Below are 15,543 nucleotides of genomic sequence, written 5' to 3' on the forward strand. Positions count from 1 at the left end.
TTGGGTGTTTGAAACAGCCTTTGACGCTGGCTGGGGGCGGGCTTTATATGGCATGAGGGCTGTCAAATAGATTAAACGGCAAATGAGACTTCCGTATTATACACGTAATAATCTGTTTGGCGTGTTGTATGAATTCGAGTATCCTCGACTCGCATCTTACACAAAGATAACAAATGGACGCTAGGAGATTAAAATGGAAAGTAAAGTAGTTGTACCGGCGGAAGGTCAGAAGATCACACTCGACGGCACAAAACTGGTAGTCCCTAACCACCCTGTGATCCCTTACATTGAAGGGGATGGCATCGGGATGGATGTTAGCCCTGCAATGATCAAAGTTGTTGATGCAGCTGTTGCTAAAGCCTATAACGGTGAGCGTAAGATTTCATGGATGGAAATCTACACCGGTGAGAAGTCCACCAAGGTATATGGTGACGATCAGTGGCTGCCAGCTGAAACCCTCGACTTTATTCGCGAATACAAAGTGGCAATCAAAGGGCCACTGACGACCCCAGTTGGCGGTGGTATTCGCTCATTGAACGTGGCGCTTCGTCAAGAACTCGACCTCTACATTTGTGCGCGTCCGGTACGTTACTTCACTGGCGTTCCTAGCCCACTGAAAAAGCCAGAAGATACTGACATGGTGATCTTCCGCGAAAACTCAGAAGACATCTACGCGGGTGTTGAGTTTAAAGCCGGCACGGCCGAAGCGGATAAAGTGATTAAGTTCCTGCGTGAAGAAATGGGTGCCAACAAAATCCGTTTCCCTGAGCAGTGCGGTGTAGGCATTAAGCCAATCTCAGAAGAAGGCACCAAACGTCTGGTTCGCGCCGCTATCGAGTACACCATCGATAACGACCGTGACTCACTGACTATCGTCCACAAAGGTAACATCATGAAGTTTACCGAAGGGGCGTTTAAAGATTGGGCCTATGAAGTGGCCAAAGAAGAATTTGGCGCCGAGTTGCTGGACGGCGGTCCGTGGATGACGATGAAAAATCCAAAGACTGGCAAACAAATCACCATCAAAGACTCCATCGCGGATGCCTTCTTGCAGCAAATTCTGCTGCGTCCCGCGGAATATGATGTGATTGCCACCATGAACTTGAACGGTGACTACGTATCTGATGCGCTTGCCGCGCAGGTTGGCGGTATTGGTATTGCCCCGGGTGCCAACATTGGTGACGGTGTGGCGCTGTTTGAAGCGACCCACGGCACGGCGCCGAAATACGCTGGTCAAGATAAGGTGAACCCAGGCTCACTCATTCTGTCTGCAGAAATGATGCTACGTCATATGGGCTGGTTTGAAGCGGCTGACTTGGTGATCAAGTCAATGGAAAAAACCATCGCCAATAAGACAGTGACCTATGACTTTGAACGTTTGATGGAAGGCGCGAGCCTGCGTAAATGTTCTGAGTTTGCTGACGAGATGGTCAAGCAGATGTAATCACTGATTCTCAGTGAGAAACGAAACCCGGCTCAGTTGCCGGGTTTTTTTATGAATATGCTCCAGCTAGTCTTCGATATCTTCCCACGACAATGCGGTGCCTTTGGTTAACGCGCGTGTTGCGCGCTTTCCGAGCACGGCATCATAGTGTTTCGGTGCCAACCCAAAGCCAGGGCGAATACTGCGCACATTAGCGGGCGTCAGTGGCTCACCGGGCGCGATATCCTCACAGACGTACAGAGAGCGCCTAAATTGCCGGTTGCTAGACTCGGCCTCTCGTGTGGTTAGAGCGCTTTGTCCTAACGCTCGCCACGCCGCGTGGGTTTGCTCACAAAGCGCACTGAGTGCCGGTGGCGTAAGCGAGAAAGCAGCATCCGGACCTCCCGAATCTTCAGAGAGCATCACATGTTTTTCAATCACGCACGCGCCGAGTGCGACGGCTGCGATCGCGGCGGTGTTGGTCAGCGAATGATCGGATAAGCCCGCCAAGGTTTGATAGCGGGTGGCTAAGGTTGGAATGGTTCGCAGATGGCTCTGTTCAATCGGCGCAGGGTAGGCGCTGATACAATGAAGCAACACCAGCTCACGACAGCCGTTATCACGGGCGGTCGCCACCGCCTCGGCGATCTCTGTCTCGTCAGCCATGCCGGTTGAGATGATCATCGGTTTACCGGTTTGCGCGGCATACCGAATCAAGGGCAAATCAATCGCCTCGAACGAGGCAATTTTATAGGCGGGTGCGTTAAGATCCTCGAGCAAGTCAATCGCTGAGCAATCAAAGGGAGAAGAGAATAGAGTAATGTCCTCTTTTCTCGCGTGATCAAATAACGGCTTGTGCCACTCAAACGGGGTTTGTGCCCAGCGATATAGCTGGTGGAGATTATAACCATCCCACAGTCCGCCTTTGATCTGAAACTCATCGTGGTCGCAATCAAGGGTAATGGTATCGGCGGTATAGCTTTGCATTTTGACCGCATCGGCACCGCAGGCTTTGGCCATGGAAATGGTTTGTTTGGCAAGCTCAAGGCTACCATTATGGTTCGCCGACATTTCGGCAATGATATAGGGAGGATGCTGGGGGCCGATCAAACGGCCTGCAATCTTAATGTCTTTGTTCATAAACCGCGTCGATATTCAGTTTGGTTTGAAGGGCGCTGGCGCCTTGCTGCCACTCATCAGCGGACAAAGACAGGCACACAATCTCGACTGTTTTTCCCTCAGGTAGGGAAAAGGTGCGTTGCCGACTTTGCGGCGTCTCACGAAAGCCAAAGCGTTGATGCAGCCGAACCACTCCCTGATTATGACTGAGCACTTCACAGTTCAATTGGGTCACGCCCAAGGTTTCAAATGCTAAGCTTAATGCGCCAAACTCCATGAGCGCACCGCTGCCACGTGGTGCATCGGGGGCGGCGTAAAAAGCCCAGGTCGCACTTGTCCTATTCCCGCTATCGAGGTCAAGGTTGACCACGCCAAGTGGCTTCTCCGATTGGTCGTCTACGCGTTTGTAGACGATATAGAAATAACGGTGTGTGTTGGCGAGCATATGGCTGAACCATGCTTGGTGCTCATCATGGCTAATTTCATGTTGGGTGTACATAAACTGGCGGACAGCGGGACGATTGCGCCAATGCCATAAAGTGTCACTGTCCGCGTGAGTCACCGCGCTAAAAATCAGTTGCATAAGTCATGCTCCAAGGCTGCGACGACACGCTCTGCGCCTTTTCCATCAGTGATCGCTGGCAAGATAGGAAGCTGATGCCAGTTTGCCGCAAGATGCTGCAGTGCAGACGCGTAATCTTGCCAGCGGGTGTGCTCACCGCGTCCTAAGTATTGATAGCCCGGCTGTCCGGCGAGATACTCGGCCATGGCGTGTTGGTTTTCCGCCACACACACCAAGGTACTAGGCACTCCCAAGCAGCTGCGCTCAATGGCAGTAACGCCGGCGGCTCCAAATGCGTAGCGTGCCCGTGCCATGTGGGCATCAAAGTCCGACAGTGCTTCCACCACACGAACTCCATCGGAGACAGACGCTTTACACAATGCGTCGCGGTCTGGGTTACGCCGTCCGGTGACAATTAATAGCGAAAAAGGCAGCCTCTCGAGCTTCTGCTCTTGTTCTAGGTGTTTCACCGCGTCCACGAGCTTGACGCTTTCACCGGTCGGATCCGTGCCGGAGAAAAAGGCGATCACCTTGTTTTCTCGCGGCGGCGGAGACTGATGTAAGGCGGCAAATGCTGGACGCAATAGTGCATAGTCAGGCCCCAACAAGCATCGGGTCTGTGGATTTAAAAGCTGTGACGCGTAGCGCGTAGTCAGGTCAGGCCAAGGGTTTTGATCGAGCAAAAACGCGCAATCGTGGGGCCTATTGGCTAAATCATCAACCACCATCACCGGACAGCCCAATTGGGTGTGAATCGATTGTTCCCAGTGGGCATCGAGGGCGTAATGGTCCACTACCATCAAATCCACCGGCTGGTTAGCCACGTATGCGGTTGTCTCTTCGGCATCTTGCTGCTGGCTCACACCAAGCCAATCGGTGTTGCTGAGCGAGTTTTTTGGGGCAGGCAACACCGCCACCGTTAAGCCTTGTTCATGGCTGACCGCTATCAAATTGCCGGGCAGGTCGCGACATACCAAGGTTACCTGATGACCCGACGCTTGTAGCATGCTAGCCAACACGTGCATGCGGCTGACGTGCCCGGTGCCTATCGCTTGGGAGGCATCGACTCGAATGGCAATATGGCTCATAGCAAGGCCTGTTGCTCCAACAGTTGATACATTAGCTCAGCGCGTAGCCAGTCATCCGGCTCATCAATGTCTTGCACGCGGTAATGAGGGATCAACACAGCTTTCGAGTGGGGCGCAAAAACCGGCTCGCGCGCTAAAAACGCACTTGGCGTGCCCCAGTAAAACATTCCCGCATCGTGGTACGCCGGTTGTAGGTCTTGTGAGCGCGTAGTGAAGTGCTCCGGCCATAACATGCTGACACTGCCATCGGCATCGACATGAATACTGCGCTGAATCGGAAAGGCGTAGCGGGTGGCGGCAAAACTGTATTTGACGGTGTCGCCGTCCAGTAACGCTAAGCCTTGGCGCAAGTCATCCGAGGTGACAAAGGGGGTGGTAGCATACAGGCAGCATACCGCGTGCAAAGGCGTTTGCTCTGGCGACGGGTTGAGCCACTGGATAGCATGCTCAAGCACATCCAAGGTCGTAGCGTGATCGCCGGCAATCTCGGCGGGGCGCACAAAAGGCACCTCAGCCCCTGCATCGCGCGCCACACTAGCAATGTCCTCGCAATCGGTGGAAACCAAGACGCGATCGAATAGTCCACTTTGACGTGCTGTCGCAATGGCATAAGTAATAATGGGCGCCCCGTTAAACCGTTTGAGGTTCTTGCCCGGAATGCGTTTGCTGCCACCGCGGGCGGGAATAATACATACATTCATCGGTCACGCATCCTCAATGGCTTTTTGTAGCGCAGCAATCACTGTATCTTGCTGTTGCTCGGTTAAATCGGGGTAAAGCGGCAAAGTGAGTGCCCGCGCGTAATACTGCTCGGCAAGCGGGAAGTCTCCGGGCTGGAAGCCCTGTGCCTGATAGTAAGGTTGCGTATGCACAGGAATATAGTGCACGTTCACGCCAATGCCTTGCACACGCATTGCCTCAAAAACGGTGCGGCGTGTGTCGGCGTGCTCAAGCTCAATCAAATACAAATGCCATGCCGACTCAGGATCTAAAATGGGTTGCTTAACGGGCAAATCCGCCAGCGCTTGGTGGTAGCGTTCAGCGAGTGCAAACCGTCTGGCAATAAAGGAACGAAGCTGGGTTAATTGTGAACGGCCAAGCGCGGCATGAATATCCGAGAGGCGATAGTTCATCCCCAATGCATGCTGTTCATACCCCCAAGGTGGCAGGGCAGCGTGGCTGTCTTCTGCATCACGGGTGATCCCGTGGCTACGCAACTGACGCAGCGCTTTCGCCAATGTAGCACGTTGGGTGGTGGCAACCCCGGCTTCTCCCGCGGTAACCACTTTGACCGGATGAAAACTAAACACGCTAATATCGCTGTACTGGCACCCACCCACTGCCGCGCCTTGATAGTGTGCGCCCATCGCATGTGACGCATCCTCAATAATGGCCACCTGATAACGCTTAGCGAGCGCGGCAATCTCAGCCATTGGTGCACTGGCACCGGCCATATGTACCACCACCAGCACCTTGGGTAAGGTGTAAGTAGCAGCCGCTTGCGCCAGTTTTTTCGCGAGCTGCTGAGGGCATAGGTTACGCGTGTGCGGGTCGATATCGACAAAATCCACTTCGGCACCACAGTATCGACCACAATTGGCTGACGCGACAAAGGTAATGGGCGAGGTCCATAAACGATCGCCTGGGCCTAACCCTAACGCCAGACAAGCGAGATGCAGGGCAGATGTGGCGCTATTAACAGCGACCGCATGCGCAGCCCCGGTGAGTTCGGCGACGGCGGCTTCAAAAGCCGGAACTTGCGGGCCTTGCGTCAGATAATCACTTTTTAGCACCTCAAGCACAGCGGCATAGTCTTGCTCACTAAGATGCTGCTTTCCGTATGGGATCAACGCCATACTCCTTTACTGCTCGGTGTCGAGTTGCAAAATGGCCTCGACGGTTAACACATCTGGGTTAGTGCCTGATTGATACTCAAAGCCCTCTGGCACGGGCTGTCCTTTTTCGCCCAACGCATTTTCTCGATAGTCATCATCGGCATCGTAGAACTTGATGGTGGGACAAATCACGTAATGGTCGGCAAATTCGAGCGTCAGATGCGCATCGTCAGCCGGACACATCACTTCATGCATTTTTTCGCCGGGGCGAATGCCTATCACCTTGACGTGTGTGTTTGGGGCATAGGCGCTGGCGAGATCCGTCAGACGAACTGATGGGATCTTAGGAACAAATATTTCCCCGCCATACATGCGCGAAAAGTTTTTCAGCACAAAATCCACCCCTTGTTGCAAGGTAATCCAAAAGCGGGTCATTTCAGGATGGGTAATGGGCAAATGATCCGCGCCTTCCGCTGCCTTTTTCTTAAACAAAGGCACCACAGAGCCGCGCGAGCCGACCACATTGCCATAGCGCACCACCGAAAAACGTGTCTTTTGGCCCCCGGTCATATTGTTAGCGGCGACAAACAATTTATCTGAACACAGTTTGGTGGCGCCATAGAGGTTATTGGGGCTGGCGGCTTTATCGGTCGAGAGCGCAATCACCTTTTCGACTCCGTTGGCAATCGCGGCACGAATCACATTCTCTGCGCCGTGAATGTTGGTCTTGATACACTCCATCGGGTTGTATTCGGCGGCAGGTACCTGCTTGAGCGCAGCAGCATGAATCACATAATCAATGCCTTGCATCGCTTGCATTAAACGATCGCCATCACGCACATCGCCAATAAAATAGCGCATGCAAGGGGCGTTAAAGGTTTGCTGCATTTCATATTGCTTGAGCTCATCGCGAGAGAGCACCACGAGGCGGCGTGGTTGATAGCGTTCAAGCAGGGTGCGGACGTACTTTTTACCAAAAGAACCAGTACCGCCGGTGATCAGAATGGATTTGCCGTTAAACATAGGACGCCTTGTCACTAACTGTCGGGAATACAGGCAGTTTAACTGATCTGAGCAGGATTTGGCGATCTGCTACGGCTATGACGCGCGATTAAGCGACATCAAGCGGTTTTATTTTTGCTACCTCGTGTTTAATTGATTGCGACGCCTCCCAAAGATCAACGGCCCTTTGCGCATTGAGCCAAAACTCAGGCGAGTTACCAAACAGACGTGCGAGACGAAGCGCCAGCTCCGGGCTCACGGCTTTACGCTCATCCAATACGGCAGTCATCGATTGATGAGAGACGCCCAAAGCATCAGCCAATTGTTCTACGCTCAAGTCGTAATCGGGCAGAAAATCTTCGCGCAACATGGCTCCAGGATGCGTCGGTTGGCGTTGCATGCCAGCTGTGTTGAAAATCGTCATCACTGTTACCTCATTAGTGGTAGTCGCAAACCTCGACGTCATACGCGTCACCGTCTTCAAAACGAAAGCAAATGCGCCACTGTTTGTTTATCGCTATTGCATGTTGCCCTTGTCTGTTTCCTGACAAAGCGTGAAGGCGATTACCGGGCGGTACCGTGAGATCATCGAGTTGTGTGGCGAGATCGATATACTCCAACTTTCTTGCCGCACGTACCGCCAGCTCGGCAGGGAACCTCTTTGACGCTCCCTTTGAGTATAGTGCCTGCGTTCGTTTATCTGCGAATGATTTGATCATGCATCAAACGTATTTTCGCATGGGATGGGCGTCAATCAAAGGCGTGTATTATCTCTTAAATTGCGAGTGAGATAACTTGCGTCACACAAAGCGCCGCATGTGGGCGGCGCTTTGAAGGGGCCTTGTTTACGCTAACGTGCGTGGTCGTTAGCCTTGATGGCGAGAGGCGAGGACTTCGGTCACTTGATGGAGGCTAAGCTCTTGGTCTTGCAGCAATACCAACAGGTGATAGAGCAGGTCGGCGCTTTCGTTTAATAGCTCGGCTTTATCGCCTGCCGTGGCAGCGAGGGCGACTTCGACCCCTTCTTCCCCCACTTTTTGCGCGATACGCTTGGTGCCTTTGGCAAATAAGCTTGCGGTGTAAGAGTCATCAGGCGCGGCATCTTTGCGGCTGGCAAGCACTTGCTCTAGGCTCGACAAAAAGCCGGGCCCCGTGTGTGGTGGTTTATTATCACTGTCAAAGCAGGTGGTCGTGCCGAGGTGACAGGTGGGCCCGTGTGGTGTCGCCGTGACCAACAAGGTGTCTTGATCGCAATCGAGTGCAATGTGCTCAAGGCTTAATACATGGCCGGAGCTTTCGCCTTTTACCCAAAGACGCGATTTACTGCGCGACCAAAAGGTGACGCGACCGGTTTCGAGCGTCGCGTTCAGTGCATCGGCATTCATGTAGCCCAGCATCAATACTTGGCCGCTATCGCTGTGTTGGATAATCGCAGGCACCAAGCCGGCGTTTTTCTCCCAATCGATACGTTCTACCCACGTCGCCGTCATACTCTTACCTCGATCCCTTGTTGCTTTAATGTTTGTTTTAATTCGCTTATCGCGATGATTTGCTTGTGAAACACCGAGGCGGCCAGCGCGCCATCGACATTCGCTTGTAAAAAGGCGTCGGCGAAATGCGACATTTCCCCCGCACCGCCGGAGGCAATCAGGGGCACCTGACAGCGCTCTCTCACCATTTTGAGTTGGGTTAAGTCATAGCCTTGGCGCACGCCATCGCGGTTCATCATATTGAGTACGATTTCGCCTGCGCCTCGCTGTTGGACTTCCTCAACCCAGGCAGCGGTTTGCCAAGGCGTGGCCTGAGTGCGGCTTTCATCGCCAGTAAATTGATAGACGTGATATTGCCCGGTCGCTTCATCGAAGAAAGAATCAATCCCGACCACCACGCACTGCACGCCAAACTTATTGGCCAGCCGCGTGATCAAACTTGGGTCGGCCAAGGCCGGTGAGTTAACCGATATTTTATCCGCGCCGAATTCCAAGATTTGTTGGGCATCGGCTTCGGATTTAATTCCACCGGCGACGCAAAAGGGGATATCAATTACTTCCGCGACGCGACTAACCCAGCTTTTATCGACCACCCGGCTGTCACTGGAGGCGGTGATGTCATAAAACACCAACTCGTCAGCACCTTCTTCGGCGTAGCGTTTTGCGAGCGGGACGATATCGCCGATGATTTCGTGATTGCGAAATTGCACGCCTTTCACCACTTGTCCGTCGCGGACGTCCAAACAAGGAATTATCCGTTTTGCCAGCATGCGATCGCCTCCTCTGCGCTAAAGTTGCCTTCCAGTAGGGCGCGGCCGACGATCACGCCTGCGACGCCAGTGTTGCGTAAGGCGCGAATGTCTTCGAGACTGCCAATGCCGCCTGATGATTGAAACGCAATGCTCGGATAGCGCTGACACAAGTCGCGGTAAAGCGCCACATTACTGCCTTGTAAGGTGCCATCGCGGGAAATGTCGGTGCATAGCACATGCTTGAGCCCGACGGACAAATAATCGTCGAGGAGCGCTTCAATGGTGACGCCGGAGTCTTGTTGCCAGCCGGACACCGCCACGCGTCGCGTCCCGTCGCTGTCGATATGAATGTCGAGTGCCAATACAATGCGGTCAGGGCCGTAGGTTTGCATCCAGCCTTTGACTAAATCGGGGGATTTGACCGCGGTGGAGCCGATCACTACGCGCTGCGCGCCGGTATTCAGCAGCTCAATCACGTCCATTTCGGTGCGCACGCCACCGCCAATTTGGATGTTGGCAGGCGTTGATTGCAAGATCTCGGTGATTAAATCGACCTGACGCGCGGTCGGATCTTTGGCACCGGTTAAATCCACGAGGTGCAACCAGTCCGCGCCTGCTTGATGGTAACGTGCAAACTGCTCACGCGGGTCAAAACCGTAGTCGGTTTTTTGCTGATAATCCCCTTGATAAAGGCGCACCACTTGGCCGTCTATCAAGTCGAGTGCTGGTATAATCATCCTTGCTTACATCTCCAAAAAATTCTGAATCAAACGCGCGCCTACTTTGCCAGAGCGCTCAGGGTGAAACTGAACCCCGTAGTAGTTGCCTTGATTGATTGCTGCACTGAACGCATGGCCATAATGACATTGTGCCAAGGTGTAATCGCCGACCGGCATCGCGTAACTGTGGACAAAGTAAAAGTGGCTACCCGCGACAATGCCATCGAACAGAGGATGGTCATTAAAGGTGGCAACCCGGTTCCAACCCATATGAGGCAGAGGCTGCCCCGCGGTATCCATCAGTTTGGTGGGAGCGGGGATGTGGCCGAGGCACTCGACCGGGCTGTCGCCTTCATCCGAGTAAGTGCCTAGCATTTGCATGCCAAGGCAAATCCCCAGCAGCGGTTGCTCCACTTGCTTAACTAAATCCACCAAGCCGCGTTCGGTCAAGTTTTTCATCGCTTCGCTGGCCGTGCCGACACCGGGCAAAAAGAGCTTATCCGCCCCTAGCACCACGTCTGGATCGCGGCTTAATGTGGCTTGATACCCCAAACGCTCAACAGCAAAGCGCACCGAGGAGACATTGGCGCAGCCGGTATCGATAATGACAGTCTGTTTGCGCATTACAGCACTCCTTTACTGCTTGGCAGGGCGTCGCCCTCGACCTTGATGGCTTGACGCAGGGTGCGGCCAAAGGCTTTAAATAAGCTTTCCACCAAGTGGTGGGTGTTTTCGCCCGACACCGTCAGATGCAGGGTACAGGCCAAGGTGTCGGTCAATGAGCGGAAAAAGTGTCCCACCATCTCGGTAGACATATCGCCCACTTGTGGCTGTGGGAAGCTGGCTTCAAATTTCAAATAGGGGCGTCCGGACAAATCCAATGCACATTGCGCCAAGCATTCATCCATCGGCAGGCTAAAGCCAAAGCGGCCAATACCGCGTTTATCTCCCAGCGCCCGTTTGAGTGCGTCGCCCAACGCGAGGGCGGTATCTTCAATGGTGTGGTGGTCGTCGATGTGCAAATCGCCTTTGACGCGAACGTTGAGCTGAAAGCCGCCGTGGGTGGCGATTTGATCCAACATGTGATCAAAAAAGCCCAGTCCGGTTTCAATGCGACTGCCGCCACTCTTATCCAGGTTAACATCCACCTGAATATCGGTTTCTTTGGTGGTGCGAGTGACGCTGGCCAGTCGCGGCTGCTGGGTGAGACGCTCGACAATCTGTGACCAGCCCATCACGTCACGTTGATATTTGATGCCTTGTAGCGCCATATTGTTCGCTAAGGTGATATCGGTGTCGCGATCGCCAATCACAGCCGATTGGGCGAAATCAATCCGGCCTTGCTGCAGATAGTCTTTCACCAAGCCTAATTTGGGCTTGCGGCAGCTACAGTCATCGCTGTCAAAGTGCGGGCAAATCAGTACGTTTTCAAAATGGATCCCTTGCGAGCGAAACAGCGCCATCATCATGTTGTGTGGCGCATCAAAGTCCGCTTGCGGGAAGCTCTCGGTCCCTAAGCCGTCTTGGTTGCTCACCATCACCAAGGTGTAACCCGCCGCTTGCAGGCTCAGCAATGCAGGGATCACGCCCGGCTCAAGGGCCAATTTATCGAGGCGATCCACTTGATAGTCTTCAGGCGGCTCCACAATTAAGGTGCCATCACGGTCAATAAATAAAATCTTGTCTTTCACAGTGGTTGTCCTTATTCACTGAGTTGCTGGCGGATAAAGGCCAACACTTTTTCACATTCGTCACGGTTACCAATACTGATACGCAAGCTGTTGGCCACGGCGGTCTGGCGCACAATCATGCCTGCACGTCCTAAACGTGCGAACACCGCGTCGGCATCATCCAGCGTGATGAGTAGATAATTACCAAAGCCCGGATGTACCTCAACGCCCGGCAGCATACTAAGGCCGGCTTGCAGGTAGGCACGGTTGGCGGTCAAGTCCAAAACCTGATATTTCATCCGCGCCAAACCGGCCTCGGAGAGCGCTTGCTCGGCAATCTCTGCCACCGGTACCGGCACGGGATACGGCGGGATCACCTTAAGCATCAAGTTAATAATAGCGGGGCTGGCGAGGGTAAAGCCGCAACGCAGTCCCGCCAGAGCGAACGCTTTGGATAGGGTGCGCAAAATAGCCAGATTCTCAAAGCGTGCGAGCAAGTCGGTGCAGGTCGCTTCTGGACTAAATTCAATATAGGCCTCATCCAGCACCACAATCGCGCGATCTTGAGTGCGGGTGAGTAGCGCCTCAATGTCGTCGCGGTTAATCAGATTGCCGGTCGGATTATTGGGGCTACACACGAAGATAAGCTTGATGTTGGCATCTGCCTCCAATGCGCTATCAATACCTGCCATGTCCAGCTGCCAGTCGGCGGTGAGCGGCACTTGGGTGGTGGCGATCCCTTGATTTTCCGCACTGACCGCATACATGCCATAGGTAGGTGGACAAATCAGCACGCTATCTTGGTTTGGCTCGCAAAAGGCACGCAGCAACAAATCAATCCCTTCATCGGCGCCACGAGTGGTGATGACTTGGTTCGTTTCGACGCCTGCATAATCCGCATAGGCATTGATCAATGCATTGGGCTGACAGCTGGAGTAGCGATTGAGTCCCTGACCGCTTACGGTGTAAGCGTTGTCAAAGGGTGACTCGTTAGCATTGAGCCAAACATCCCCGCTACCGCCAATGCGGCGGGCTGACTGATAGGGAGTAAGCGCTTGTACTTGCTCACGGGCGAGTTTTTCGATGCTCATACTAATGGATCCTCCGAAGCTTGAGCTTGTTGCAGCTTAGTGAGACGAATCTCGACTGCTTGGCGGTGTGCATCCAAGCCTTCTGCTTCGGCAATACGCATCACTGTCGGGCCCAGTGTTTGCAAACCGGTGTCGCTAAGCTCTTGCACCGTCATTCGCTTGGTAAAGTCGGCTAGCCCAAGGCTGCTGTAGGTGCGCGTATAACCATAGGTGGGGAGCACGTGATTCGTGCCCGAGGCGTAATCGCCCACAGACTCGGGCGAGTATGCGCCCAAGAAAATCGAGCCAGCATTATCCAACAGGGGTAACAAATCCCTTGGTTGTTGGGTTTGCACAATCAAGTGCTCCGGCCCATAGCGGTTAGAAATCGACACGCATTGGGTGAGAGTATCGGCAATAATAATCACACTGCTGCCCAGCGCTTGCTTGGCAATTTCCGCACGGCTGAGCGTGGTTAACTGCTGCTGCACCGCATCCGCCACTTTCTCTGCCATCTCTGGCGCCGGGGTCACCAGCACCACTTGCGAATCGGGGCCGTGCTCCGCTTGGCTGAGTAAATCGGCGGCAACAAAGTCTGGATCCGCGCCGGCATCGGCAATCACTAACACTTCCGAGGGGCCGGCAGGCATGTCCATGGCCGCGCCATTGGCGGCAAGGCTCACTTGACGTTTGGCTTCGGTGACATAGGCATTACCCGGGCCAAAGATCTTATCCACCTTGGTCACGCTTTGAGTGCCAAAGGCCATCGCCGCCACCGCCTGTGCGCCGCCCAGGGTATAAATTTCATCAATCTCACACAGTTTGGCACAGTATAAGATTTCATCGGCCACCGGCGGTGGGGTACACAGCACTACTTTTCGGCAGCCAGCAATTTGTGCGGGCACGCCTAACATCAATACGGTCGAGGGCAAGGGAGCGCTACCGCCAGGAATATACAGCCCCACGCGGTTAATCGGGCGGGTAATGGATTCGCACACCACCCCCGGCATGGTTTCGACTTTCAATGGCTGCGCTTTTTGCGCACGGTGAAAGGTGCTGATGTTATCGTAGGCTTGGCGCAGGGATAGCTTGATATCTTCATCCAAGCGCGCTTCGGCGTCGGCCAAGGTCGCTTTGTCGAGTTTGATGCTATCGAGTTCGACACCATCGAACTTTTGGGTCAATGCTTTTAAGCTTTCATCTCCCCGCTCACGGACATCGGCGATGATCTCGCTGACACTGGCTTGGGTTTGCGCGCCGGTTGTGATAGCCGGACGGCGCATTAAGCCTTCTTTTTGTGATTCTCCGAGTGATTTCCAGACCACAGTACGCATCGTGATTTACTCCATCATCTTTTCAATCGGCAGGACCAAAATTGAGCTTGCACCCAACTGCTTCAGTTTTTCCATGGTTTCCCAGAACAGATTTTCGGTACTGACTAAATGCACCGCGACACGGCTCTTTTCGTGGGCTAATGGTAAGATGGTGGGATCTTCCGCGCCGGGGAGTAGCTCGACCACTTGCTCTAAGGTTTCGCTGGGCGCGTGGAGCATGATGTATTTGGACTCTTTGGCTTGGATGACACCTTGCATGCGGGTGAGCAAGCGTTCAATCAATGCGGTTTTCTCTTCACTGAAGCTGCCTTCACGCTGGATCAATACCGCTTTTGAGCGGAATATGACTTCGGCTTCTTTCAAGCCATTGGCTTCTAAGGTGGCACCGGTTGAGACTAAGTCACAAATCGCATCGGCTAGTCCCGCACGCGGCGCGACTTCGACGGAGCCATTGAGCATACAGGTGCTAAAGTTTACCCCCTGTTTGTCCATATAGGCTTTGAGAATATTGGGGTAGGTGGTGGCAATCCGTTGGCTGGCCAGATCTTGTGGACCGTTATAGCTTTGGTCTTTATCGAGGGCGATAGAGAGACGGCAGCCGCCGAAATCGAGTCGGCGCAGCAGTTGATATTGGCTCGGCTCGCCCAGCTTGATGCGCTCAAGGCGTACTTCTTCTAATTCGTTTTCGCCAATCACCCCTAAATCAACCACGCCGTCCATGATAAGGCCCGGGATATCATCGTCACGGACCAGCAGCAGATCGATGGGCATGTTTTCGGCGTGGACCACTAAACGCTCACCGGTGTAATTGATTTTTACCCCGCAGCGTTTAAGCAGCTCTTGGCACTCCTTGGCGAGGCGGCCCTTTTTTTGGATGGCGATACGTAAGCGTTGTGTTTGCATGTGTGCTTCCTTGTCTAAAAATGAAAAGCTAAAAAAGAAAAAACCCTCGGAAGACGGTGCTCCCGAGGGTCTGAATCTGTTAGCTGGCTAATGACCGACGGAAGCGCTTTTTACTCGTCTTCCAGTCGAAACCATTCCTCCCGAAAGACTAGTCAGGATGATGGTGGTGATGCATTGTCATTAGCGATGAAGTCATTTTTTGATGTCCATTTACGTTGGTCAATCTCGTTTCTTTTTTGACAATATCAAAGTCAGCTTAGATTGCAACTACAAACATGGAGATTTTTTCACCGCCTAGCATGACAAGCGGCGACGCCTAGACATAAACATCCAGCGAGCCATCATCTTTTTTGCGTGGCGCGCTCTCTTTTTCGGCCTGCGGCGACGCATGGTGATCCGATGGGTCATCTAAGCGACGCTGCTTGCGCTCTTCAATATGGGCTTGTTTTCGAATTGCCCATACTTTAGTTGGCGGTGCATGTGGTGTGCGATACACGGGACTGAGATTGCCGAGCCAATTCATGATTCATCCTCCTCTGGTCTTACTATCAGTATCGACCAAGGAAAAGAATTCTT

Annotated in this window: 18 protein-coding genes and 1 other annotated feature; of the genes, 1 reads left to right on the top strand and 17 read right to left on the bottom strand. The window is 53.4% G+C overall.

All coding sequences use genetic code 11. The features are described from left to right. Positions 1–193: 193 nt before the first annotated feature. The gene (gene icd / locus EHW58_RS07510) at positions 194–1,444 is read left to right on the top strand and encodes an NADP-dependent isocitrate dehydrogenase (protein ID WP_077638817.1); all 1,251 of its coding nucleotides are present in this window, start codon (positions 194–196) and stop codon (positions 1,442–1,444) included. A gap of 66 nt (positions 1,445–1,510) precedes the next feature. Here icd and pseI read toward each other — a convergent pair whose 3' ends face one another. The 17 genes from pseI to EHW58_RS07595 form a co-directional block, all read right to left on the bottom strand. Further along, positions 1,511–2,563 carry a pseudaminic acid synthase gene (gene pseI / locus EHW58_RS07515; protein ID WP_152795718.1) on the bottom strand — a complete coding sequence of 351 codons (1,053 nt, stop codon included), beginning with the start codon at positions 2,561–2,563 and terminating at the stop codon, positions 1,511–1,513. Next, positions 2,547–3,125 carry a UDP-4-amino-4,6-dideoxy-N-acetyl-beta-L-altrosamine N-acetyltransferase gene (pseH, locus tag EHW58_RS07520; protein ID WP_152795720.1) on the bottom strand — a complete coding sequence of 193 codons (579 nt, stop codon included), beginning with the start codon at positions 3,123–3,125 and terminating at the stop codon, positions 2,547–2,549. Before pseH ends, pseI begins: the two co-directional genes overlap by 17 nt. Further along, a complete protein-coding gene (gene pseG / locus EHW58_RS07525; RefSeq protein ID WP_152795722.1) occupies positions 3,116–4,192 on the bottom strand; it encodes a UDP-2,4-diacetamido-2,4,6-trideoxy-beta-L-altropyranose hydrolase in 1,077 nt (358 codons plus the stop codon). The genes pseH and pseG overlap by 10 nt, the downstream gene beginning before the upstream one ends. Next, positions 4,189–4,893, bottom strand: coding sequence for a pseudaminic acid cytidylyltransferase (gene pseF, locus EHW58_RS07530; protein ID WP_152795724.1), 705 nt, complete (start codon positions 4,891–4,893; stop codon positions 4,189–4,191). Before pseF ends, pseG begins: the two co-directional genes overlap by 4 nt. 3 nt (positions 4,894–4,896) lie before the next feature. Further along, the gene (pseC, locus tag EHW58_RS07535) at positions 4,897–6,042 is read right to left on the bottom strand and encodes a UDP-4-amino-4,6-dideoxy-N-acetyl-beta-L-altrosamine transaminase (protein WP_152795821.1); all 1,146 of its coding nucleotides are present in this window, start codon (positions 6,040–6,042) and stop codon (positions 4,897–4,899) included. Positions 6,043–6,054: 12 nt separating this feature from the next. Beyond that, complete coding sequence (pseB, locus tag EHW58_RS07540; RefSeq protein WP_152795726.1) at positions 6,055–7,050, bottom strand: UDP-N-acetylglucosamine 4,6-dehydratase (inverting); 996 nt, start codon at positions 7,048–7,050, stop codon at positions 6,055–6,057. Between the two features lie 88 nt (positions 7,051–7,138). Continuing rightward, positions 7,139–7,453, bottom strand: a complete 315-nt coding sequence (locus EHW58_RS07545) for a HigA family addiction module antitoxin (RefSeq protein WP_046075332.1) — start codon at positions 7,451–7,453, stop codon at positions 7,139–7,141. A gap of 13 nt (positions 7,454–7,466) precedes the next feature. Further along, a complete protein-coding gene (locus tag EHW58_RS16025) occupies positions 7,467–7,748 on the bottom strand; it encodes a type II toxin-antitoxin system RelE/ParE family toxin (RefSeq protein WP_046075333.1) in 282 nt (93 codons plus the stop codon). A 147-nt stretch (positions 7,749–7,895) separates the two neighbouring features. Next, positions 7,896–8,519 carry a bifunctional phosphoribosyl-AMP cyclohydrolase/phosphoribosyl-ATP diphosphatase HisIE gene (hisIE, locus tag EHW58_RS07555; protein ID WP_046075334.1) on the bottom strand — a complete coding sequence of 208 codons (624 nt, stop codon included), beginning with the start codon at positions 8,517–8,519 and terminating at the stop codon, positions 7,896–7,898. After that, a complete protein-coding gene (hisF, locus tag EHW58_RS07560; RefSeq protein WP_152795728.1) occupies positions 8,516–9,289 on the bottom strand; it encodes an imidazole glycerol phosphate synthase subunit HisF in 774 nt (257 codons plus the stop codon). Before hisF ends, hisIE begins: the two co-directional genes overlap by 4 nt. Beyond that, positions 9,271–10,008 (bottom strand): 1-(5-phosphoribosyl)-5-[(5-phosphoribosylamino)methylideneamino]imidazole-4-carboxamide isomerase, encoded by a 738-nt coding sequence (hisA, locus tag EHW58_RS07565; protein ID WP_077667747.1) that lies wholly within the window; start codon positions 10,006–10,008, stop codon positions 9,271–9,273. Before hisA ends, hisF begins: the two co-directional genes overlap by 19 nt. A gap of 6 nt (positions 10,009–10,014) precedes the next feature. Beyond that, a complete protein-coding gene (gene hisH / locus EHW58_RS07570; protein WP_152795730.1) occupies positions 10,015–10,614 on the bottom strand; it encodes an imidazole glycerol phosphate synthase subunit HisH in 600 nt (199 codons plus the stop codon). Continuing rightward, positions 10,614–11,681 (bottom strand): bifunctional histidinol-phosphatase/imidazoleglycerol-phosphate dehydratase HisB, encoded by a 1,068-nt coding sequence (gene hisB, locus EHW58_RS07575; protein WP_077662197.1) that lies wholly within the window; start codon positions 11,679–11,681, stop codon positions 10,614–10,616. Before hisB ends, hisH begins: the two co-directional genes overlap by 1 nt. A gap of 11 nt (positions 11,682–11,692) precedes the next feature. Then, on the bottom strand, positions 11,693–12,745 hold the full coding sequence (hisC, locus tag EHW58_RS07580) for a histidinol-phosphate transaminase (RefSeq protein WP_172970024.1): 1,053 nt from the start codon (positions 12,743–12,745) through the stop codon (positions 11,693–11,695). Between the two features lie 2 nt (positions 12,746–12,747). Next, a complete protein-coding gene (hisD, locus tag EHW58_RS07585) occupies positions 12,748–14,064 on the bottom strand; it encodes a histidinol dehydrogenase (protein WP_077578094.1) in 1,317 nt (438 codons plus the stop codon). 6 nt (positions 14,065–14,070) lie between these two features. Continuing rightward, positions 14,071–14,967 carry an ATP phosphoribosyltransferase gene (gene hisG, locus EHW58_RS07590; protein WP_077606935.1) on the bottom strand — a complete coding sequence of 299 codons (897 nt, stop codon included), beginning with the start codon at positions 14,965–14,967 and terminating at the stop codon, positions 14,071–14,073. Between the two features lie 34 nt (positions 14,968–15,001). Next, positions 15,002–15,140 (bottom strand) — a sequence feature (His leader region). 143 nt (positions 15,141–15,283) lie between these two features. After that, positions 15,284–15,490, bottom strand: a complete 207-nt coding sequence (locus tag EHW58_RS07595) for a hypothetical protein (RefSeq protein WP_046075342.1) — start codon at positions 15,488–15,490, stop codon at positions 15,284–15,286. Positions 15,491–15,543 lie beyond the last annotated feature (53 nt).

Origin of the sequence: Salinivibrio sp. VYel1, assembly GCF_009377945.1 — a bacterium.
Taxonomy (GTDB): Bacteria; Pseudomonadota; Gammaproteobacteria; order Enterobacterales; family Vibrionaceae; genus Salinivibrio; species Salinivibrio siamensis.